20 protein-coding genes are annotated in these 23,081 nt (G+C 52.8%); 16 read left to right on the top strand and 4 right to left on the bottom strand.

The window, feature by feature from the left end:
- Positions 1-55 precede the first annotated feature (55 nt).
- Positions 56-496: a DnaJ family domain-containing protein gene (locus tag CIG75_RS11295; protein ID WP_094236752.1), complete on the top strand. Its 441-nt coding sequence runs from the start codon at positions 56-58 to the stop codon at positions 494-496.
- 98 nt (positions 497-594) lie between these two features.
- Here the strand turns inward: CIG75_RS11295 and CIG75_RS11290 are convergent, their stop codons facing one another.
- From CIG75_RS11290 to cysT, 4 genes are read right to left on the bottom strand one after another with little or no spacing between them, the layout of a single operon-like run.
- A complete protein-coding gene (locus CIG75_RS11290; RefSeq protein ID WP_094236751.1) occupies positions 595-1,614 on the bottom strand; it encodes a sulfate ABC transporter substrate-binding protein in 1,020 nt (339 codons plus the stop codon).
- The gene (locus tag CIG75_RS11285) at positions 1,590-2,672 is read right to left on the bottom strand and encodes a sulfate/molybdate ABC transporter ATP-binding protein (RefSeq protein WP_094236750.1); all 1,083 of its coding nucleotides are present in this window, start codon (positions 2,670-2,672) and stop codon (positions 1,590-1,592) included. Before CIG75_RS11285 ends, CIG75_RS11290 begins: the two co-directional genes overlap by 25 nt.
- Positions 2,653-3,471: a sulfate ABC transporter permease subunit gene (locus tag CIG75_RS11280; RefSeq protein ID WP_094236749.1), complete on the bottom strand. Its 819-nt coding sequence runs from the start codon at positions 3,469-3,471 to the stop codon at positions 2,653-2,655. The genes CIG75_RS11285 and CIG75_RS11280 overlap by 20 nt, the downstream gene beginning before the upstream one ends.
- A complete protein-coding gene (gene cysT / locus CIG75_RS11275) occupies positions 3,468-4,298 on the bottom strand; it encodes a sulfate ABC transporter permease subunit CysT (protein ID WP_094236748.1) in 831 nt (276 codons plus the stop codon). Before cysT ends, CIG75_RS11280 begins: the two co-directional genes overlap by 4 nt.
- Positions 4,299-4,603: 305 nt before the next feature.
- Between cysT and CIG75_RS11270 the strand changes: the two genes are divergently transcribed.
- The 15 genes from CIG75_RS11270 (at position 4,604) to CIG75_RS11205 (ending at position 23,057) form a co-directional block, all read left to right on the top strand.
- Positions 4,604-6,784, top strand: a complete 2,181-nt coding sequence (locus CIG75_RS11270; protein ID WP_157729518.1) for an ATP-binding protein — start codon at positions 4,604-4,606, stop codon at positions 6,782-6,784.
- A gap of 13 nt (positions 6,785-6,797) precedes the next feature.
- The gene (locus CIG75_RS11265) at positions 6,798-7,364 is read left to right on the top strand and encodes a Pvc16 family protein (protein WP_094236746.1); all 567 of its coding nucleotides are present in this window, start codon (positions 6,798-6,800) and stop codon (positions 7,362-7,364) included.
- Positions 7,364-8,134, top strand: coding sequence for a hypothetical protein (locus CIG75_RS11260; protein WP_094236745.1), 771 nt, complete (start codon positions 7,364-7,366; stop codon positions 8,132-8,134). Before CIG75_RS11265 ends, CIG75_RS11260 begins: the two co-directional genes overlap by 1 nt.
- Positions 8,135-8,170: 36 nt before the next feature.
- Positions 8,171-9,919 (top strand): phage tail sheath family protein, encoded by a 1,749-nt coding sequence (locus CIG75_RS11255; RefSeq protein WP_094236744.1) that lies wholly within the window; start codon positions 8,171-8,173, stop codon positions 9,917-9,919.
- Between the two features lie 31 nt (positions 9,920-9,950).
- Positions 9,951-10,385 (top strand): phage tail protein, encoded by a 435-nt coding sequence (locus tag CIG75_RS11250; protein ID WP_094236743.1) that lies wholly within the window; start codon positions 9,951-9,953, stop codon positions 10,383-10,385.
- 78 nt (positions 10,386-10,463) lie between these two features.
- The gene (locus CIG75_RS11245) at positions 10,464-10,841 is read left to right on the top strand and encodes a hypothetical protein (RefSeq protein ID WP_094236742.1); all 378 of its coding nucleotides are present in this window, start codon (positions 10,464-10,466) and stop codon (positions 10,839-10,841) included.
- Positions 10,838-11,035 carry a DUF6760 family protein gene (locus CIG75_RS21535; protein WP_094236741.1) on the top strand — a complete coding sequence of 66 codons (198 nt, stop codon included), beginning with the start codon at positions 10,838-10,840 and terminating at the stop codon, positions 11,033-11,035. Before CIG75_RS11245 ends, CIG75_RS21535 begins: the two co-directional genes overlap by 4 nt.
- 19 nt (positions 11,036-11,054) lie before the next feature.
- The gene (locus CIG75_RS11235) at positions 11,055-11,498 is read left to right on the top strand and encodes a phage tail protein (RefSeq protein WP_094236740.1); all 444 of its coding nucleotides are present in this window, start codon (positions 11,055-11,057) and stop codon (positions 11,496-11,498) included.
- 5 nt (positions 11,499-11,503) lie between these two features.
- Positions 11,504-17,026, top strand: a complete 5,523-nt coding sequence (locus CIG75_RS11230; RefSeq protein ID WP_094236739.1) for a hypothetical protein — start codon at positions 11,504-11,506, stop codon at positions 17,024-17,026.
- 33 nt (positions 17,027-17,059) lie between these two features.
- Complete coding sequence (locus CIG75_RS11225) at positions 17,060-17,692, top strand: CIS tube protein (RefSeq protein ID WP_094236738.1); 633 nt, start codon at positions 17,060-17,062, stop codon at positions 17,690-17,692.
- A gap of 6 nt (positions 17,693-17,698) precedes the next feature.
- On the top strand, positions 17,699-18,811 hold the full coding sequence (locus CIG75_RS11220) for a phage late control D family protein (protein ID WP_094236737.1): 1,113 nt from the start codon (positions 17,699-17,701) through the stop codon (positions 18,809-18,811).
- Positions 18,808-19,371, top strand: a complete 564-nt coding sequence (locus CIG75_RS11215) for a phage baseplate assembly protein V (protein WP_094236736.1) — start codon at positions 18,808-18,810, stop codon at positions 19,369-19,371. The genes CIG75_RS11220 and CIG75_RS11215 overlap by 4 nt, the downstream gene beginning before the upstream one ends.
- Entirely contained in the window at positions 19,368-19,538 is a 171-nt protein-coding gene (locus CIG75_RS20735; RefSeq protein WP_157729517.1) for a hypothetical protein, read from the top strand. Before CIG75_RS11215 ends, CIG75_RS20735 begins: the two co-directional genes overlap by 4 nt.
- A gap of 31 nt (positions 19,539-19,569) precedes the next feature.
- Positions 19,570-19,971: a GPW/gp25 family protein gene (locus CIG75_RS11210; RefSeq protein WP_094236735.1), complete on the top strand. Its 402-nt coding sequence runs from the start codon at positions 19,570-19,572 to the stop codon at positions 19,969-19,971.
- Positions 19,972-19,997: 26 nt separating this feature from the next.
- On the top strand, positions 19,998-23,057 hold the full coding sequence (locus CIG75_RS11205; RefSeq protein ID WP_094236734.1) for a baseplate J/gp47 family protein: 3,060 nt from the start codon (positions 19,998-20,000) through the stop codon (positions 23,055-23,057).
- Positions 23,058-23,081: the final 24 nt, after the last annotated feature.

Genomic DNA, 23,081 nt, shown 5'->3' with positions numbered 1-23,081 from the left:
ACTGATTCACATATAATGGAGATGTAGAGAGCAAAAGTTAAAGGAGGCAGGGAAGATGTCGAAGGAAAAAAACCAATTTGTGCCGAGTGAAGTGCGCGAAAGTTCCGAAGAATCCCGTTACTCCGAAATACAAGTCAGCTCCTGGATCGATGAAGCATTTCATGATTTTGAGAAAAACGGTGGGTTGGAAGGGAACAAGCACAAAGGCAAACCGTTGGCCGTTGATGATGCGCATCACAGTGAGAACTATGCGTTGCACTCGATCTTAAAAAATGCGAATGTCCTGCCTCCTTGGCTTGAGTTGCAGCATAAAATTCGCGATGAGATCAAGGCGGTGCTCGACGCGCTCGATAGCGGGAAGCAGGTCGATCTGGAAGTGGCCGTCATCCCGATCAATGAGAAGATCAAGAAATATAACATGAGCTGTCCGTTTCCGATGCAAAAGACGCGAATTTTTCCGGAAAAGATCCGGAAACAATATGAGAAGTGGGAATAGCGAGCAAAAGCGCTTGGGGGCACTCCCCAGGCGCTTTTTTCTGTGAAAATGGTTTAGCAAAGGCGAGATGCTGAACTCGTCTTGTACGGCGGTACCGTTTAGTTGCCCGCTAAAATTTGGTCCCACAAAGCTCCCTCTCCGTACAGATCATGGCGAACTTTCGACCAGCCGCCCAAGTAGGCGATCTCGAACAGGCCGGGTGGGGTTTGATACTGGTTGGAAAACGATTGTGCAACATCAGGATCGACCGGGCGAAACCCACTTTCGGCAAAAATTGTCTGCGCTTCCTTGGTGTAGAGGAAGCTGACAAATGCTTCGGCTACTTCGCGAGTGCCGTGTTTGTCAACATTTTTGTCAATGATGGCAACGGGGTTTTCAATCTTGATCGTATGAGTGGGTACCACGATGGTGTATTTCGCTCCCTCTTTGACACGAGCCAGCAACTCATTTTCATAGGTGACGACCACATCGCCAGTTCCCGATTCAAAGGTGGTCATCGAGGCGCGTCCGCTTTTGTCGAGCGATTTGACGTTCGCATGGATGCGACGCAGCAAATCTTTGGCAAATGCGGGGTTTTTTGCGCCCGTCTCTTCCGATTTTTTAAGCCCTGCGCCGTAGATCGCATTGATGTCCCATTGCGCACCGCCCGACGTTTTCGGATTGGGATAGAGGACGGACACACCGCGACCTGCGAGGTCTTCCCAGTCCTTGATCGCTTTCGGGTTGCCATCGCGAACCCCGAGTGCGACGACAGAGTTGGTGACCATGCCGCCGTGCTGCTTTGCTTTCCAGTCATGGGTGATCAGCCCTGCTTGGCTGATCGCATCGATGTCTGCTTCTAAGGACAGAGCGGCAAGATCCGCTTCGAAACCGCCGACGATGGCCCGCGCTTGCGTGCCGGACGCTTCGTAGGATTCTTGAAACAGGACGTGCTGGCCCGTTTTGGCCTTCCACGCTTCCTGAAATTTCGGAATGATTTTGCCGAACGCTTCTTTGGGGACGGTGTAGGCGCCGAGTGTCAGAGTGAGCTCCGCCTGATCCGTTTTTTCCGAACAGGCGGGCAGAATGGCCAGACTTACCGCGACCAGTGCGCTTACCCAAAAATTCTTTGCTGCCATCTCGCATCACTCCCTTTCAGTTCGTTGTCCACAAGCAAAGTTTCATCAGCATCGAAGAGCTGGATCTGATGCACCAATACGGCAACTTCCTCTCCGATCTGCAGTGGTGCTTTTTCCAACGAATGATGAGCGAGCAGACGCTGTTGGCCAACTTCGACTTCCACTTGCCAGACATGGCCGCGGAACTGGACCTGTTTGACCTCACCGGTAGCGGCCGCATGGGGAAAGGGAACTTCACGCTCTCGTCCGACTTCAATCGATTCCGGACGGATGAAGATCTGATGGTTGTGACGGAGTTTGCCGACCGCGCTTTCAAATCCTTTCAAGGCCCGCAGATCGTGCACGGCTACCGAATCACCGATAAAGCTGGCGACAAACGGAGTGGCCGGGCGTTTGTAGACCTCCCAAGGGCTCCCTTTTTGTTCCAAGCGCCCTTGGTTGATGATCATGATCTCATCGGCGACTTCGACCGCCTCTTCCTGATCGTGCGTCACAAAGATTGAAGTCACGCCAAGCTGTGCGATCATCGCTTTCAACCACTGACGTAACTCTTTGCGCACTTTCGCATCGATTGCCGCGAACGGCTCATCGAGCAGCAACAACTGCGGTGCAGGAGCGAGCGCACGGGCAAAGGCGACACGTTGACGCTGACCGCCGGAGAGCTGATGGGGGAAGCGTTGCTCAAGTCCAGCCAGCTCTGTCAACTCCAGCAACTCATCGACGCGCGCCTTGATCTCCCGTTTGTTTCTCTTTTGAACGGTGAGGCCGAATGCGATATTTTCGAAAATGTTCATGTGTTTGAACAAGGCGTAATTTTGAAAAACAAAGCCGATGCCGCGCTCCTGCGGTGGCAAGTGGTTGACGAGGGCGCCTTCGAAGTGAATTTCACCTGAGGTCGGTTTCTCAAGTCCGGCCAGCATGCGCAAAATGGTGGTCTTGCCACCGCCGCTCGGGCCAAGCAGTCCGATCAGTTTTCCAGAATCGATCGTAAAGGAGACATCGTTCACCGCATGAAACGCGCCAAACTTTTTGCTGAGGTTATGTGTTTGAATCTGCATGAAGGATACCGTCCTTTCTCTGTTTCGACCATTCGAGCAGCAGCAAGATCAGGATCGACAGCATCACGAGTACGGTGGCTACCGTGTTGGCGGCGACAAAATGAAAATCTTCCACTTCCTGATAGACCAGCGTCGTTGCGGTCTGCGTCCGATTGATGATGTTTCCCGACACGACCAGCACCGCGCCAAATTCACCGAGTGAGCGGGCTGCTGTCAGCACGAACCCATACAGCACACCAAAGCGGATCGATGGCCATGTCACCCGCCAGAAGGTCAGCCAGGCGTTCGCCCCCAGCGTATAGGCTGCTGCTTCCTGCTCGGTGCCCGTTTCTTGCAGCACGGGCATCACTTCGCGCACCATCAGCGGGAAGGTCACAAACAGCGTCGCGATCACCATGCCAGGCAGCGCAAACACAATTGGCATCCCGATTCCTTCGAAGAACGTGCCAAGCACCGTCTGGGGTCCAAACAACAGCAAGATCATCAGACCGCCGATCACAGGAGAGACTGCAAAGGGCAGGTCGACCATCGAGTTCAGCACCTGCTTGATGCGTCGGTTCCATCTCCTGCCGCGCACCAAAAACAAGGCTAAACTGACGCCAAACAGCGTGTTCAACAGGGTGACGATGACGGTGATGAGCCCGGAAAGCACTAGCGCATGGAGCACTTCTTTTCGCGTGAGCACCTCCAGCACCCCGGTCAGACCCGTTTCCCATGCCGATGCGATCATTTTTCCGAGCGGGAGGATCAACAGGGCCACAAAGAAGAAATAGGTGAGCAGGATCAACCCTTTTCTCATCCCCGAGACCTCCTGTCTTGAAGGAGATTGGCGCCCCAGAGGATCAGAAAGGACAAGGTGAGGAGCACGACCGATATCGCCGCGGCGCCTTGTGGGTTGTAGCTCTCGATCTGTCCATAGAGATAGACCGATGCGACCAGCGTCTTGCCTGGCAGGTTGCCAGCGACGAGAACCACAGCCCCAAATTCGGCGAGCGCTCTGGAAAAAGCCAGCAAGGCGCCACCGATCACACCTGGGCGGATCGCAGGGAGGATGACCTGCCAGAACGTTCGCGTTGGTGTCGCCCCGAGCGTATAGGACGCTTCTTCCTCGGCTGGGTCGAGTTCTTCAAGCAAGGGCTGGATCGAGCGCACCACGAACGGAAAGGTGACAAAGACCATGGCCAATACGATCGCAGGCTGGTGATAGACGATCTCCCAGCCGTTCTTTTCAAAAAATTGGCCGAGTGGGCTGGACGGACCGAGCAGCAGTAAAATCATCAACCCGCCAACAGCTGTCGGCAGGGCAAACGGCAAATCGACTAAAGAATGTAAGAGGCGTCGCCCTGGAAAGCGGTATCGAACCAACACCCAAGCGACAAGGCTGCCGATGATCACGTTGCACAACATGGCGAGCACAGACAGCTTTACGGTCAGCATCACAGCCTGCCAGGCCACTGGGTGTGCGACCGCTTCCCAAAAGCGATCCCAACCGAGAGAAAATCCTTCCCCATACACGCGTATGATCGGTAAGGCGACGAGCAGCAGAAAGTAGATCAGCACCGTGCCTTGCCAACTTTTTTTCAACCAAGATTGGTTCACAGCGGTCCTCCTCGTGCGTTTATTCATAAGAAAATCTAATAATCATCATTAGAAAATCTTATTTCTTCAGCACTACAACATATTACGGACAGCTGTGAGGGGTGTCATTTGCCTGCGCCCAACTTACAAATTGCGATTCGTCATGTATATCCTGAGCGGTGTGTAAACAACTCAAGTCATTTATCTGTTTATTTCCTTTTTCTTGTATATAAATCTTTCTGTAAGAAGTTATCATAAACTTGAAAAATCTAGCTAGATATAGCCGCTCAGATGGTATAAAATAGAATCGAACAAGATTTATGTCGGTTTTTGTCAATTTATTGGGAGGCACCATGAGACAACAGAGGGGATACGAAAACGGACTTGAACATCTGGCCGATCTGCTTGAATGGCTGGATGTGAAAATCGGCTTGCTCTTGGAGCGACAACAGGCGGGAGGTTTGCCTGCAGACGACCCGATGGACCCGTTCAAAGGGCTTGTCGTCTCCGAACAGGAAGTCTACCGCTTGCTGGAAGAGCCCGTCTTTTCCTTTCAGGGGGAAGCGTTGCTCAGCGCGGCTGCGTTGTACGATCTGGAAGCTGGGATCGTGGAGCGGCTCGGGCAAAGCGAAGCGGAGGGCGTCTTTTTGCCGCTGCCGTATGTGGCGGACGTGTTTCAACTCTCCGGATTGGAGCAGCAGATCTTGTTGGTCTGCCTCGCCGTCGAAGTGCATCGCAAATATGAAAAGCTCTATGCCTATCTGCAAGACGATGTGACCGCCAAGAGCCCGACGGTCGATCTGATCCTCAAACTATTGTGTACGACCCCAGAGGAGATGATGGCTGTCATCGAGCAGTTGTCACCGAATGGGACGCTCGTTTCCTATTTTCTGAAAGCGGACGATGGGGCGCAAGATACACTCTTGTCCAACAAATTACGCCTCGATCCGCGCATGATCCGCTTTTTGTTGCAAAACGGGGATTACGATGAGGAATTGGCGGGCTGTGCGGTGTGTTTCGATCCTGATACGGCACTTCCACCTTTGCGTTGGGAAGGCGAAGTACAGGAGCGGTTGCGCCGCTTTGTAGACACCAGTCGGTATGAGTCAGCGCTGCTTTTTCTAATCTCTGGCAACCCTGGATCTGGGAAGAGGCTTCAAGTTTGCCATTTGGCACAGCACCTTGGTAGAAAATTGGTGCTGGTCAACCTGCGCGAAGCGTTGCAGCAAGAGCGACCTTTGATCGACATCTTGCTACGAGCTGTTCGGGAAGCAAAATTGCAGCAAGCGGCGCTCGGTTTTTCGAACGTCCACGTGCTGCTCGAAGGTGAGGAAGCCCTGCAGCGCAAACATATCTTTTGGCTGAAGGGTGCGTTAGACCGCTTTCAGGGGTTAGTGTTTCTCCTGTCTGAAACGCCTTGGAAAGCGGCAGAACTTCGGCAGGGGCACGTCTTTATCGACTTGGCATTGCAAACTCCTCCCGACTTGGTGCGCAAGAAGGTTTGGGAGGAAGCCAGTGCGACCTACCCGGTGGCAGCCGACCTCGATTGGCGGGCGGTAGCAGGCAAGTTTCGCTTTACGATTGGCCAGATCGAGCAGTCGCTGCGTGCTGCCCAAGCGAACGCACACTGGAAGGTCGACTCCGATGCCCCGATTGACCTCGCTTCTTTGTACCAAGCCTGTTACGCGCAAGTTCAGCATAATTTGGAGAAGAAAGCGGTGCGGATCTCACCGCGCTACACGTTCGATCAACTGATTCTGCCTGATGAGCAAAAGGACAACCTGAAAAATGCTTGCAACCAGATGAAATTCCGCTCGATCGTCTACGGAGAGTGGGGATTTGACCGCAAATTGTCATATGGTAAAGGGTTGTCCATGCTGTTCGCCGGACCGCCGGGCACGGGGAAGACCATGTCGGCAGAGGTGATCGCCAACGAACTACACCTTGAGATCTACAAAATTGACCTATCACAAGTCATTTCAAAATATATTGGGGAAACGGAAAAAAATCTGCAAGCGATCTTTGCCGAAGCGCAGCTTTCGAGCGCGATTCTGTTTTTCGATGAAGCGGATGCACTGTTTGGCAAGCGCTCAGAAGTGAAAGATTCGCATGACAAATACGCCAATGTCGAAACGGCCTATCTGTTGCAAAAAATGGAAGAGTACGAAGGTATTACCATCTTGGCTTCCAACTTTCAGCAGAACATGGACGAAGCGTTCATGCGGCGCATCAATTATGTGATCAAGTTCCCCTTCCCTGACGCTGAACATCGGGAGATGATCTGGCGCGGCACGTTTCCCAAGGAAACGCCGCTGGATGACGACCTCGATTTCCGCTATCTCGCCGACAAGTTCCAATTTGCAGGTGGGAATATCAAAAACATCGTAATCTCGGCCGCGTTTCTGGCGGTAGAGACGGGAAGTCCCGTCGGAATGAAACACATCATCCGAGCGATCAAGCATGAACTTGGAAAAACGGGAAAACTTTTGCTCAAGCACGAGCTTGATGAATTCCAAGAATATTTAGGCGTGTAGGGGGAGTAGGCCCATGGCAGATTTTACTGTAGTTGCTGATGTCGGAAGAACGCTCGTGCAACTGTTGCGAACGAACATGACGCCCGATCCGATTCCGCAGCCGGAAATGATCGGTCTGGCCTCGCCTGCAGATAAGGGAGATTTTGTTCTTTCCCTCTTTCTTTATCAGATTGAGCAGAATGGGATGGCTCAGCAGTCCTATCTGATCGACAACGGCTCTTCGGTGAAAGACCCGCCGATGGCGGTCGATCTGCACTATCTGCTGACAGCACACTCGAACGCCGACCTCCAGACCCGATCGATCGACGAGCAGAGAATCATGGGTCGGGCCTTGCAGGTGTTGAACGATAACTCGTGGGTCAAAGGGTCGGTGCTACAAGGAGCGCTCGCCGATGCCAATGAGGAGTTTAAAGTGGTCATGCGTGAGCCGATCAATTTGCACACGGCGATCACCTTGTTTCCGAATCAGCCGTACAAGCTGTCCTTTAACCTCGTGGCCGGTCCGATCTTCATCGATTCCGGTAAGGACAAACCGGTCGGACGCATCGTCGAGCGCGGCGATACGTTTGGAGAAGCGTGATGACAGAAGGAAAACGCTTACTTGTGCTCCATTTGATCGACAGTTTTAACGCAGGTATTCCACTTGGAAAGTGTGCTGTACAAGCGGACGGGCTGTTGCGGCCGCCGCTGCAGAAAACAAATGGGATGTATGTGTTTCAGAATTTGGAGACGGGAACCTATACCGCTCATGTGCAGGCCGAGTTCTATTTTTCCGAAACGGTCACCGTCTCGCTTGAGGAACTCGACCCGCTGTACCCGGTCGTGATCGTGCCGCTGACGCCCAAGCCATCCTATCCCTTTGCAGCAGAGACGACCTTGATTCGCGCCGCCTTGAGGGATGAGCGTGGGATTGCGATGGCAGGGGTGCGGGTGCGTGGCGTTGCGGTGTCGGAATCTTCGACCAAGGCCAAACTTTTGGAAGAAGCGACAGGTGGTTCCCACGAGCTTTTCCTGTCCCGCTTGAGCGGGCGGGTGCGGGTCGGAGAACGCTACTCGCTCGGCGAGCAGACGTTGTCGATCGCCGATGTCAAGGAAGCGAGCCGCACCTACTTACTGACAACGCCGCTTGTGGGCAACCATGCGCGGGGCGCCTCGCTTTTGCCATGTGTGGACACATGGACAGATGCGCGGGGCGAAGTCGCACTCGCTTTTGGCAATTGCAAGAGCGCATCGTTTGATGTGCGGCTTAGCATCTGGGTCGCGGAACGTGAATTCTGCAAGGAGGTGAGGGTCGAAGAAAGTAAATTGCTCAATCTACGCGCAGTCAATCTTGACGATTTCGCAAGTTGACGATAGATCAAATCCAAACAGAGAGGAAGGGCATAGATGCCAGAGTACAAAACGCCTGGAGTATATGTAGAAGAGTTTGACAGCGGCTCAGTGCCGATGGAAGGCGTCAGCACCAGCACCGCAGGATTCATCGGTTGCGCACAACGCGGACCGACTGTAGGGGTGCCGCAACTGGTCACCAGCTTTAACGATTTCCGCCGCATCTACGGGAGCTACCTGTCCGAAAACCAATACGGTGAATACCGTTACTTGGCGTACGCAGTCGAGCACTTTTTCCTGAACGGCGGTGGCCGTTGCTTCGTGACGCGCGTTGTGCCGTCCGATGCTGTGGCTGCAAGCAACCTCACCGAGGAGAACAAGGATACCTTGAACCTGCAAGTCGATGCGAAGAACCAAGGGGCATGGGGCAACCAAGTCCGCGTGGTCATCGGCAACAACAACAAGGCGAAAACCCAAATCACCGCGATCGTTGAAGATGCAGAGCCGAAGTACAAACTGAAAAGTGCTGACGGTTTCTTCGCAGGTGATGTGGTGGTGTTCACCGACGCAGAAGGCAACAAGCAGTACAACAAAATCGTCTTTGCAAAAGACGGCGTGATCACACTTGCTAATCCCCTGGATGGCGCAGTGGTCGATAACGACCTGATCCCGAAAAAGACGATCCAAACCTGCGAGTTCTCGTTGGAAGCGTCCTACGGCGATGAGGCGGAGAAGTTTGAAAACCTCTCCTTCAACATCGAAAGCCCGTACTATGTCGTCAACGTGCTCGGCAAGTCGAACATCATCTCGGTGACCGACTTGTATCGCACCCATTCGGAAGCGGAGGAAGTACAAACTCCGTTCCAGATCATCGCAGGTCGTGTGGATGACGGTAAGACGTTCGACATCGTGCTGACTCAAGGCACTGACGGCAATCCGCGTGCGATGATCGCATCCGACTTTAATGGCGTGGACGATGGCCCGGGCAGACGTACCGGTTTGGAAGCGTTTGTGGATAACGACGAAGTTGCGATTTTGGCAATTCCTGGCGTGACCGATCCGAACGTGCAATTGAACCTGGTTGCGCACTGTGAAAACCTGAAGAGCCGCTTCGCCGTCCTCGATCTTCCGAAAGAGACGACCAAAGTGGACAAAGTTGCCGAGCACCGCAACTACTTCGACAGCTCCTACGCGGCGCTGTACGGTCCGTGGCTGCAAGTATTCGACCCGCTGGAGAAACGCAGCAACTACATCCCGCCGTCCGGTTCGATCGTGGGCATCTACTCCCGCTCCGACACGACCCGCGGTGTGCACAAAGCACCGGCGAACGAAGTGGTGCGCAACTGCACCGGCTTGTACTGCCAGTACAACAACGCGGAGCAAGCGTCGCTCAACCCGATCGGCGTCAACCTGATCCGCTCTTTCACCGGCCAAGGGATCCGCGTTTGGGGTGCACGCACCCTGTCCAGCAACGGCCTGTGGAAATATGTCAACGTGCGCCGTCTGTTCATCTTTGTTGAGCAATCGACGCTGCGCGGCACAAACTGGGTGGTATTCGAACCGAACGATGAGCCGCTCTGGGCACGCGTTCAACGCACGATGGACGTGTTCTTGACCGGCGTATGGCGCACCGGCGCTCTGGTCGGGGCAAGCCCGGGCGAAGGTTTCTATATCAACATTGGGCGCACGACGATGACACAAGATGACATCGACAATGGCCGTTTGATCTGTGAGATCGGTATCGCGCCGGTCAAACCTGCCGAATTTGTCATCTTCCGCTTCACGCAAAAAACGAGCGACAATTAATTCGCGATTTTCATAGGAAAGGGGTAAAGGTATGTCTGACCGTAAAGATCCATACCGCAAGTTTAGATTTAAAGTGGAATATGACGGCATCGTTTCGGCGGGCTTCAGCGAAGTGTCCGGCTACGATGCATCTGTCGATGTTGTCGAGTACCGTGAAGGCACCGAAGTCACGACCCCGCGCAAATTGCCGGGCCTGACCAAGTATGGCAACATCACGCTCAAACGCGGTATGACCGATAACATGGAACTGTTCAACTGGATCTTCCAGTACATCGAAAAAGGCGAGATCGTGCGCAAGTCGATCACGATTACCGTGATGGATGAGACAGGCGCCGAGGCAGCTGCATTCCAAATCATCAATGCTTGGCCGATGAAGTACAGCGGCCCGGATCTCAACGCGACCGCGTCCGAAGTGACGATCGAATCGCTTGAAATCGCGCATGAAGGCATGAAACGTACGAAGTAATTTTTTGGAAAACAAGAGGGCGTTTTTGTCCTCTTGTTTTCCCTACTATTTATCCGCATGATGGAGGAGGAACTTGCAATGGCATTTCAGACCGAATATGAATTTATTCTTCCTAAAGGGTATGTAGACGAAGAAGGCACGTTGCACAAGCGCGGTGTCATGCGTTTGGCGACGGCAGCCGATGAGATTCTCCCGATGCGCGATCCGCGAGTTCAGTCGAATCCGGGTTATCTCTCGATCATTTTGCTGTCGCGGGTGATCACGCGTCTTGGTGATTTGAACATGATCGACACGCGCACAGTTGAGCGGTTTTTTACGGCCGATCTGGCGTTTTTGCAAAACTTCTACCGTCAGATTAATGAAGGAGATGGTGTACAGGTGAAGACAGCTTGCCCCAAATGCGATCATGAGTTTGACGTTGACATGGCTTTTCTTCCGGGAACGAGCGGAGCATAACCTTATATCCCGTCGACAAGATTTATGAGGAAGTAGGATTTATCGCTTACTATTTCCACTGGTCGCATGACGAGATCATGTCGATGGAGCACAAGGAGCGCCGCAGATGGTGTGATGAAATCTCGCGGATCAACCGCAATCTGAACGGGGAGAAGCCAAGCGATAACCCGTTTGATATATTTGGCGAGTTTTAAGGACATGAGGTGACTTCGAATGGCCCAGATCAAACCGCGCAATGTTGTCGCCGGCTTTCGGTTCAAAGTGGAACTGGACGGGATCCAGGTGGCCGGGTTCAGCGAAGTGACCGGCTTGCAGGCAGAGATTGAGTATGAAGAGTACCAGGAAGGCGGCGTGAACATTTTTGTCCACCGTTTTCCGAAACATACGAAGTACCCGGCGCTCGTATTGAAGCGCGGGGTGAGTAACGGGGACGAGCTTTGGAAATGGTTTCTCAACACGAGAGACGGCAAGATTCAGAAAAAAAGCGGTGCGGTGATCATGTATGACAAAAAGGATCACGAGTTATGCCGCTGGACGTTTGTCAATGCGTACCCGGTCAAATGGTCGGGGCCTGATCTGAATGCAACACAGAGCAATTTGGCGATCGAGACGATCGAACTTGTGCATCAGGGAATCAAGTTTATCAAAGGAAAGTGACAGCGATGAACGTGCTTCAACCGTTTGAACTGCAAACCACTTCTAGCAGCTTGTTGAACGCTGATTTTGCACAAGGGATTCTTGGGAAATATGGATTTTCCCATGATGATTACTTGGGCTTTTTACGACTGGTGTTTCGGGAACTTGAGCTGTTGGAAGCGGAAGAGGGCAGTCCGGAAATGGCCGAACTGCTGGCACAGCTGCGCGGGCAGATCGAAATGCTGCAGCGCGAAAGCAAGGCGACGACGCATACGGTTGAGACCCTGGGCAAGGGAGCATTTGCCACGCAAGTTCGAAACGAAATGAAGGTGTTGAAACACTCGGTTACCAACATGGTGACCGGGGGGATTCGGACGCCGATTCAAATTTTTTACACAGACAAGAAAGACAATGCATTCCCTTTATTATCAGTGCGCCAGCGACTGAAAACCCTGTTGGCACAAGCGCCTGTCCAAGCGGCACAACGCATGACCGCACTGTCTCAGACAGGGCAGTTGACCGTAGCCCTCGATCAAGCAGAGCGCAGTGCTTTCGAGGATGGAACTGTGCGCACGGTGAGAGAGATGCTACGGACGCTTTTGGAGCATCATCAGACGCTTCAAACGCGACTTGACCGCACGCAGTTAGAACCTTCGCGAGGCGATCAGGTGTTGCGAAGCTTTTCTACGCACCTGAGCCGTCACGTGCAAGTGTTGCAGCCGTATGTTGAGCTAAGTCAGCAGATGGTCAAGTACCGAGCGGTTATGAAAGAGGAGAGCAACCATGAGGCAAGCGCTGGCTTGCTTCATGATACAACTTACATGTACCAGGCCCATCCGGTGCGGGAGGCGCTGCGGATTGTGTCGCAGTCCCATCCTGATCTGCTGGATGTGCGGCCCTTTGCAACCTATTTTAGCAACCAACATCGGTTGAACCGCCAATTGGCGGGACATCTCATGATCACTGACCTGCTCGGGATGCCGATGCCTGTACCGCGCAAACTGGCGGACAAAAGCAGGCACCTACCTGCGCAAGCGGCAGCGAGTAAGCGAGTTGTGCTCGATGACGCTGAGTTTCCATGGCCGTTGCGGACGTTGCCGCGAGCCATACAATCACTGGTCACGACAGAGAGCACCATGTCGGCCAGCATCCAGCACCATTTACAGAGCCCGCTGCTCAAAGCGGTGCAGGCAACACAAGTGTCGCCGGAGCTTGGCACATCTGATCTTGCCCAAGACAGCCGACGGCTACAAAATCCTGCTGGTGCTGAATCTGGTGAAGTAAACGATCTGCAGAATCGGATCACCACCACCGAGCTCGCGCAAGTGCGTCGGGTGATCGACGAGTTTGGTACCACCAACTTGGTGCAAGTGGGCGATTTGGTCAACGAATTGGGTGCAAGCAACCTCGTATTAGTGAGCAAATTGGTCAATGAATTTGGTGCGACGAACTTCATGCGAGTGAGTGGGCTGGTCAGCGAATATGGTGCCACCAACCTCGTTCAAGTGAGCGAGCTGGTCCATGAATTTGGTACACGAAACCTCACTCGAGTGAGTGAGTTGGTGCATGAGCTTGGTGTGACCAAATTTGAACGCGTAAGCCAGTTGCTTCACGAAGCGGGTGCCGTTGAGCAAACCCAATTGACGCAGTTGATCGAGAAGATGGGCGATGCAAACCTTTCACTCGTAAGTCAGTTGGTGCAGCGATTTGGGACAACCAATCTTGGCTATGCGATACAGCAAGTCGATGAGCTGAGCAGTACAGATCTATCACATGTGAACCAACTGGTTCATGAATTTAGCACGACCGACTTCACAACGATCAATCAATTTGTTGCCCAGCTTCAATCTGTCGATCTGCTCGGCGTCGAGGAGATGTTGCAGAAACTTGCGACAACGGAAGTAACACAGCTCAATCAGTTGATCGACAGTCTTCGCACAACGAACCTGACCAGTGTGAATCACCTGATCAACACATTGAGCACCACCGATCTTGCCAAGTTGCAAGATGTAACACAAGCGCTGAGCGAGTTGGATATGATCCATGTCAACCAACAGATCCAACAGCTAGATCCCACGGAAGCAGCCTTGATGGGATCGTTTTTCGAAGCTGTACGCAGTACCAATCTTCCTCACGTACACGAACTGATCGATCATCTAAGCTCCGTTGACCTGTCGTACGCGATCCGTCTTGTCGAAACATTGCGCACGACCGATCTTGGTCAGGCGAGCAGACTGATCAACACGTTTCGCACAACTGATATCACCAGCGCGACGAAGGTGATCAACACGCTGTCCAAAGCAGAACTCACCAGCGTATCTGAAATGATCAACACGATCACCAGAGCCTATGCTGTCGATGAGATTGAGGCAACGGACATCGTGTATGCGACCAAGTTGACCTCTGCTACCGATGCCGTGGAGAACGAGTCGGCTACAGATGTGTCTTCCATGGTCAGACTGTTCGATGAAATGCAATCGACAGATGTCACAAAGTTGACCAAGCTGTTGCGGGAAGTGCGTACTGAAGAACTAACTCATGTGAGCAAATTGCTCGACGAATTGCGAACCGCAGAATTCACTGAAGTGACACAACGGCTGAACAAACTCAGCACGATCGAATACACCGAGGCAACCAAACTGCTGAATCAACTGAAAGCACAAGAGATCACTGGTGCTGTGCAACAGTTGAGCGATCTTACCGCGCCCGATCTTACCGATACGGCTGCCTTCATCAGCCAACTGAACAACACAAACGTTGTGAATGCGATCAAACTGATCCACTCGTTTCACCGAACAGACAGCACGGGCGAGGTCTTTCGAGCGACTGTACCTCGTGATACCGAGATCACGAACGCAACCAACCTGATCAACGCACTCCAAGCCATCGATGTAACCCGCGTGAATCAGCTTATTCATACACTTCGCAACACCACCAGCCTGATCGGAGCTATTGATCTGATCCAGACTCTGACCAACTCGGAAGTGAGCCGAGCGACCGATTTGTTCTCCACGCTGTCCGCGTCGGAAGCAACTCGTACCCGCGAATTGCTCACAAAATTATCGACAGTGGACGTGTCCGAAACTACGATGACACTCAACCGATTGATCGAACCGGAGGTGTTTAGAGCCACCGAGTTGATCAATCGAATGACAGCACCGGAAGTAAGGCAAACCACCGAGCTGCTTCGTGGGCTGACAGCACCGGAGATGAGACAAACCACCGAACTGCTCAGTGCGATGACCGCACCGGACATGGTGCATAGCACCAAACTGCTCCGCGAGCTGACCGCACCGGACATGATTTTTACCACCAATCAGCTCCGTTCACTGACAGCGCATGACATGATTCATTCCATTGAAGTGTTAGGTGCGCTCTCAACACCTGACATGGTGCAAACCACCGAACTGCTCCGTGCACTGACGACTCCGGAATTGGTTTACACCAGCCAAAAGCTCGGAGCAATGACAACCTCGGAGCTAATTAGCACGACCGAATTGATCGATGTGCTTTCGGCGCGGGACATATTCGGTTCGACCGAATGGTTCAATTGGTTTGCTTCGCAAGATTTTGAGCAGACAAGAGAGGCTCCTGCTATGTTGAGCATGCCGGAAGACATTCGTGCATCCGATTTGCTCACCGCACTGACCCCTCCGTCTGAAAGCTTGACGTCAACCTGGATTGGCAAGGTTACTGAAGCGGACGGTCTTGATGCAGTCAGGTGGATCGACCGAATCACTTCCACAGACATGACGGTGTTGTCCGAGTTGATCAATACACTGACGGCTGTGAATCTCGACGGCCTCCACGTCGGTCGATTAACCACGACCCAAGTCACGAACGCAATCAAGCTGATCAACACGTTGCAACCTGTAGCCGAAATCAGCATGACCCGATTGGCGGCACACCAATTCAGCACGTCGGAAATCGCCGAGGCAACGAGTCTGATTCACGCACTGAGCGCTGTGGAAAATGCAGATGAGTTGATCCAGAGCATGTTCCAAGAGGTAGACATCACCAACGCATCCAACCTCATCAACAGGCTGGCCGCGCTTGATGGCAGTGACACGACGCAATTGCTTCACTCACTCCAGCGAGTTGACAGCAACACCGCCACCCAGTTGATTAATGCGCTCAGCACCACCATGCCCAACCAGGCATCACATCAAGGCATCACACAGCAGATTCGCTCGATTCAATCGATCGAGCCAATCACCGTCTCTGCGCTGCTCAACATGATCGAACCGAACGAACTGATCAACGCAGCGCAATTGATTCACACACTCAACACCACAACGTTCCATGAAGAAGCAGATTTCAGATCTTCAATGAACACCGAAAAGACGAACACGGCGGAACCAATTGACACCGCCTTCCATACACCGGACATTACTCACGCTGAGCGAATCAAGCCAGGCGGACCGGATGAAATTATTGCAATCGATCAACTTGTCGCACGTGAAGTGATGCAACGAGCACAGCAGCTCAATTTGCTGACAACGACCGCACTCGACGCGGTTCATCAAATTACCAACGAAAGCATCACGAAATCAATCAACATCACGAATCGGTTAACAGAACAGGTCCACCAACAACAGACAGTAGATTTGATCAACACGAAGCACCTATCGACACAACAGTTTTACCAACCGAGCAACCTCGATCAGATCGGCATGGCGAACCGAGCCAACAAACAGATACACCAACCGGGCACCCTCGATCAGATCGGAACGGCGAACCGAGTCACTAAACATTTTCACCAACCGATCACCCTCGATCAGATCGGCCCGGCGAACCGAGCCAACAAACAGATACACCAACTGAGCACCCTCGATCAGATCGGCCCGGCGAACCGAGCCACCAACCAGCTTCACCAACCGAGCACCGCCGAGCAGATCGGCCCGGCGAACCGAGTCACCAAGAAGATACACCAACTGAGCACCCTCGATCAGATCGGCATGGCGAACCGAGTCACCGAACGGATACACCAACTGAGCACCGCCGATCAGATCGGCCCGGCGAACCAACTGACCAAGCAACATCAACATCGGTTGCCAAGCACAGCGCTCGACTCTGGCGGCATGTTGCGAACGCATCGCTTGGCTGAGAGTACAATCGCCAGCATCACGCCACTGCAGATGAACCATCATCATGCACCGGGCATCTTCACGCAAGCGACAACCTTGCCGATCACGGTCGGTCAGCATCTACAACATGCCGATTTGCCACAAACCAGAGACAGCCAGCGTGATGAGAGCACCTCACCTTACTCGGCGGAAGCAAGTTACACTCTGCGTCACCCGCAACAGCCGAGCGGAGGTAGCGTGTACTCGGGTGAGGATGGGTCAATGGAATATCTCAAACCGCCAACGCAGGAGCCTGCAACTCAACTTGTGCCGACTCCGACAGCACCACTCCAGACAGAAACGATCGAGCAGCAGCAAAAGTCCAACCCACTGGCCGTCGTCGATATGGACGAACTGGTCGATCAACTTTATCGTGAGTTGGAAAAACGGATCGAATTTGAACGTACCCTCCGCGGTCTCTAAACGCGATCAACCCATGGAAAGGAAGAACCGGACATGACAACCAAAGCAGTGATCGAAGTATTAAATGGCGGTAAAAAAGGCACACAGATCAAAGTCCTGTTCAACCCCAACAACTACTCGCTCGACCACAGCAACCAATTTGCTTGGCACACCGTCCCCGGCCTTTCCATGCCGATCGCCCAGTTCGTCTCCGGTCAAACGCCGTCACTGTCGATGGAACTGTTCCTCGACTGCTATGGCGAAGATGCGAATGCAGACGTCCGCAATTATACGCGGCAGATCGCGGGCTTGCTCGACGTTGACAAAGACTTGCACGCACCGCCACTCGTCAAATTCGTTTGGGGTTCGCTCAAATTTCAAGGCATCATCGAAAAGCTCACCCAAAAATTCACCATGTTCTCTAACAAAGGCAACCCGGTCCGCGCTACTCTAAACGTCACGTTTAAAGCGGTTCAGGGGATCAAAGAACAATTTCAGGAGATCCCGCGCCAATCGGCAGACCGCACCAAACAAAAGTTGCTCCGTCAAGGGGACGCACTCTGGATGATCGCCAACGACGAATATGAAGATCCCAGCAAGTGGCGGGAAATTGCTAACGCCAACGGGATCGACAACCCGAAAAAGCTCGAAGCAGGACGCACTTTGACCATACCGCGATTGGAGTGATGAAGCATGTCGCCGACCATCAAGCTCGACACCCAGACCTACGAATTTGACCAGCTCGAAAAAAAGTATGGCAACTTCTTCGCTCCCGCCTTTCTGATCGACATAGGCGGCAAAGATATCGTCAAGCAAGGAGCGGCCGTTTCGAACGTCTCCGTCACCCAAAGCGTCGACAAAGCGAACAATTTTTCGTTTACGATCAACAATGCATACAACTGGGTCTCTCGCGAATTTGACTGGCAAGACACGTTCGTGCTCGGCAAACCGGTCGAGATCAAAATGGGCTATGTTGATAAACTGGAGACGCTTTTCTATGGCATTATCACAAACGTTTCGTATAGCTATCCGTCTGGCTCTACACCGACGATGACGATCACGGGCATGGACTATTCCTACGTGATGATGAAAGGCAAAGGCGAGAAAACGGCCAACTCTTGGGAGAAAAAAGCGAACAGCGACGTTGTCAAAGAGATCGTCCAAAAGTACGCGCTGTCCGTCTCCAAGATCGAATCGACCACCAAAGTCAAAAATAAAATCGACCGTCAGGGTCAAGACGACTACAATTTCATCAAAAAGCTGGCCGCGGAAGACTACTATGAATTTTTCGTCCTTGGCAAAGACGTCTATTTCCGCAAGCCGTACCAAAACAAAACGCCGATCGTCACCCTCGTCTTCGGCAAAAACCTGCGCTCGTTTTCAACCTCGATGAAACTTGACCATCAAATCAAAAAGTTTATCGTCAACGGTTACGACCCAAAGGAGAAAAAGCCGCTGCAAGCAGAATCGAAACCGATCAAACCGATCAACTCGAACACAGCGACCGGAGAGGACTTGCTCAGCAAATTCGCAGACAATAACAAAGTGCAATACACGCACACCAACTTGGCCGACCTGAGCGAATTGCAAACGATCGCCGACGCCCAAGCGTTAGAAGCGTCGATGAAATTGATCACAGGCAACGGCGATTCGATCGGACTCCCGGAGTTGATCGCCGGACGTTTTCTCAAATTGACAGGGGTTGGCGCACGATTCAGCCAACCGATGTACCTGCGCAGCGTCACTCACAAAATCGGCCGAGACGGCTATCTCACCACATTTGAAGTAGCGGGGAATGCAGTATGATCTATTCGTGGACACAAGCTCCTTCCAATCAGGAAGCGCGCAACTACATTCACGGCGTGGTGCGCGCACTTGTTACTGACAACAAAGACCCGGAGAATCTCGGGCGTGTCAAACTGAAAATCCCCATTCGCGAAGGTGAAGAAGTCAGCGAATGGGCCTACATCGCCAGTTTGATGGCAGGCAAAGAGCGCGGTACTGTATTCGTTCCGGAGGTAGACGACGAAGTTCTGGTTGCGTTTCATAACGGTGATATGGCCGAACCGTATGTGATCGGCGCCCTGTGGAATCCAAAAGATTTACCGCCGAAATACGATGCGGAGAAAAACAACCTGCGTCGCATCGTCACCCGTTCAGGACATGAAATCACGTTTGACGACAACGGCCAAGAAGGCAAAATCGAGATCAAAACATCGAAGAAGCACCAAGTGGTCCTCGATGATAAGGCGGATACGCTTACGATCGCAGACGGGAACAGCAAAAATTCGATCGTCATCAACGGGGGGACTCCGGCAATATCACGATTAAAAGTTCTGGCGGGGCCAAAGCCACCATCACCTTGAAGGCGGATGGAGATATCATCATCGATAGCGACAAATCGATCAAAGTGAAATCGAAACAGGTCAATCTGGAATCGTCTGGCATGATGGGGCTGAAAGCGACGGGTAACCTGACGCTCGAATCGAGCGCGATGGTCACGATCAAAGGCACGATGGTCAAGATCAACTAGATGAAGAGTCGGGAACAGGAGGATGGAACCCATGGGCAAAAGTTTTTTAGGGCGCGGCTGGAAATTTCCAATCGAAGTAGACCCGACCACCGGGCGGATCGCCATGTCCGAACATGAAGACGACATCGCCGAAGCGATCCGGATCATCCTCTGGACGGCAAAAGGCGAGCGGGTGATGCGGCCCGATTTTGGCTGTGCCATTCACAACTACATTTTTGAAACGACCGATCCGACCACAATTTCGCTGATGGAGGCGGCCGTTTCCGATGCGATCACCGCATGGGAACCGCGGGTGCACGAAATCGATGTGAAAATCAGTCTTGACGACAACGAAGCGGGCAAACTGCACATCAGCGTCTCCTACGTGGTGCGCACCACCAACAACCTGTACAACCAGGTCTACCCGTTCTATATGCATGAAGGTACCAAATAAGCATCAAGCGGAAGGGAGGGGAGAGCATGCTGCCACCCAGAATTGACGAACGCACCTTGCAAGATTTAGTCACGCGCATGAGAGAAATGGTTCCATACTACACGCCGGAATGGAGATTCTCCCCAAGCGACCCGGATGCGGGTGCAGCTTTGTTTTTCATCTTTGCTGAGATGTATCTGCAAAACGTGGAGCGCTTAAACCGCGTTCCAATGAAAAATTTGATCGCCTTTCTCAACCTGACCGGATTGGCCCAACTTCCGGCAAGTCCGGCGACCGGATATGTCACCTTTTCGGTCAGTGAAGGAACGCCCAAGCCGGTCCTAATCCCTGCTGGCACCGAACTGTTGGCAGAAGCGATCGATGGCGGCGACGCGATCCCGTTCGAAACGGCTGCTCCGCTGCTCGTCACGCCAGCCCGTCTGGTCGAGACGATGCTTACCTCGACCGACCAAGACTGTATCTTGCGTTTGACACCAAGCCCTGATCAACCTGCGCGGCTGTTCGACTTTTCGCACGGGATAAATCTCCAGTCGCACTGCCTCTATCTCGGGCATCGCGATCTGTTTATTGCCACTCAGCCTGCCGTGATCGAGCTTGATTTCTTCCGCTCGGCTGCGCGCAATATCGAAAAGACATACGGCGAAAAGCTCGCCGATCCGAGCGCTTTGGAATGGTCCTATCTCAGCCCCCACGGTTGGGAGCCGTTTGATGAAGTGACCGCCAAAGGCAACCGTCTTTTGCTCACGAAAAACAAAGTCTGCGAGATCGCCCTTCGCGAACTGCAAGGCGTGGAGAACCGCTGGATACGCTGTAGACTGAAACCGCATATGCTAGAGAAAGTTTCACCACAAAAGCAACCGCTTTTGATCGATGCGCTCCATGTGAAGACCAACTACCTCGACGCTAACCGCACAGGCGGGATTGAGCCCGAATTGCTTTTTTACAACGACATCCAGGTCGATCCGGCCGCTTGCTATCCTTTTGGTGAGCACTTCGCTCCGTTTGCCTTATTCTATATCGGCAGTCAGGAAGTGTTCTCCAAGAAAGACAGCGTGGTCACGTTGTCTTTCAAACTCAAGTCGGTGCAGCACCGTCTGCTCCCAGAAGAGGAGCAGAAGATCAATTGGAAGATGATCATGAAAGAGACCGACTTCGACAAGCCCCAAGTGTACGAGACTTCGGTGCTACACGTCATCTGGGAATATTGGAATGGCAACAGCTGGGTTCGACTTTTTCATAATCAGGAATACGAAGAGATCTTTTACCGACCGAATGATGCGGGCAGCGACAAGGTGATGCAGTTCACCTGCCCGACCGATATGGCCGAAACGATGGTTAACGGTCATGATGCGCGCTGGATTCGAGCCCGCGTCTTGCAGGTGGAAAATTTGTACACAAACAATCCGGTTTACCTTTCGCCCAAAATGGAAAACGTTCGCCTTCGGTACAGCTACTTCCCGGATGCAGGTTTTTCGGTCGAACGCTGTTTGACCGAAAACAACATGGAAGTGATTGACCACACCGCTACGTTGGCACAAAGCAGTAACTTGTTCGCGCCCTTTGCCAGGCTGGATGCCACTTATCCCGCGTTTTACATGGGTTTCGACCAAGCGCCGCGCAAAGGCCCGATCCAGATGTACTTCTCGATCAAAGGTCAGCCGGTCACTGCGTCCGAACTGCCGCTGATCGAGTGGGAGTATTTGCGCCATGGCCCAGCGGGACCGGAGTGGGTGGCGTTAAAAACGATCGATGAGACGCTCGGTTTCACTCGCAGCGGCACGGTCCAGTTTGTCGGGCCGTCCGATTTTATCCGTAGCAACCGTTTCACCCGCGAGCTGTACTGGGTTCGCGCGCTGAATCGGGATGGGCAATTTGAACGGAAAACAACCGGACATCACCACCGTCCGTACTTGGCTGGCATCCAGCCGAACACGACAAAAGTGATCCAACAGCAAACGATCCGCCGTGAAGTGCCGAAAAAAATACGCGTAAGTGACACCGAAGTCCGCTTCCAATTGGAGAACGCTCCTGTCTTCTCTGAAGAAGTCTGGGTGGATGAGACGGGGAAACTGAGCGAGCTTGACCTCGATGCTCTGCTTGCTGATGAGGCTAGAGCAACCGAAGTGATACGCGATTCGGGGGGTATGATTTTACAACTGTGGGTCAAATACGACCCTGTCGAACATTTTGACCAGTCCGAGTCGAACGATCGCCATTATCACTTGGATCGCTCGACAGGATCGCTTCGCTTCGGAGATGGCGTGCATGGCAAAGCGTTGCCGAATGACGGTCCGGAACCGGTGATGGTGCATTACAAAAAAATTGCCGGCAAGCGCGGCAATGTGGAGGCCGGAAGGATCAATGCGCTGCAACAGTCGATCGCCTTTGTGCAAGAGGTGGTCAACATCGAGCCGACAGGGGGCGGAAGCGACATTGAACCGCTGAAAACCACCTTGCAGCGCGGCCCGCAGACGGTGCGCCACCGCGACCGTGCGATCACCGCTCTCGATTATGAGTGGCTGGCTCGTCAAGCGTACCACGATATTGCGAAAGTCAAATGCTTGCCCGGATTTAACGCCAAGATGCAGCGGGAGAACGGCTGTATTACGTTGGCCGTGCTGGCCAGCGGCGGAGAAAATGGCAGACCGTTTTTCCCGCAGTTGAAACGGCGAGTCGAAGAATACTTGCAAGAGCGTTCCGCAAATACGATCGCCACGGCCAGTCGCATCGCTGTGATTGAGCCTGTTTACTTGGAGATTTCGATCTTTGCCCAACTTGTTGTCACGTCGATGGATCAGATCGTCCCGGCCGAAATATCGGCTGTGCAAAAGCTCGATCGTTTTCTCGATCCTTACAATGGAAACTATGACGGGAAGGGTTGGGAGATCGGTCAGCAGATACACTCTTCCGTCTTTTACGGGTTGCTCAAAGGCGTGCAAGGCGTCAACCATGTTAAAAAGCTTTCACTGACCGTGCACAAAGTCGAAGATCGTACCCGCACCGAACTGACGCTGGACCAAGCGATACGCATCCAGCACGGCATTGTGATCAACGGCAAGCACCAGATTGAAGTCGATCTGCTGTAAATGCATTATTTCATGTAAGAAAAA

Source organism: Tumebacillus algifaecis, from assembly GCF_002243515.1.
Taxonomy (GTDB): domain Bacteria; phylum Bacillota; class Bacilli; order Tumebacillales; family Tumebacillaceae; genus Tumebacillus_A; species Tumebacillus_A algifaecis.
Note: the sequence above shows the minus strand (reverse complement) of the source record. Positions and strands in the feature narration are given on the sequence as shown.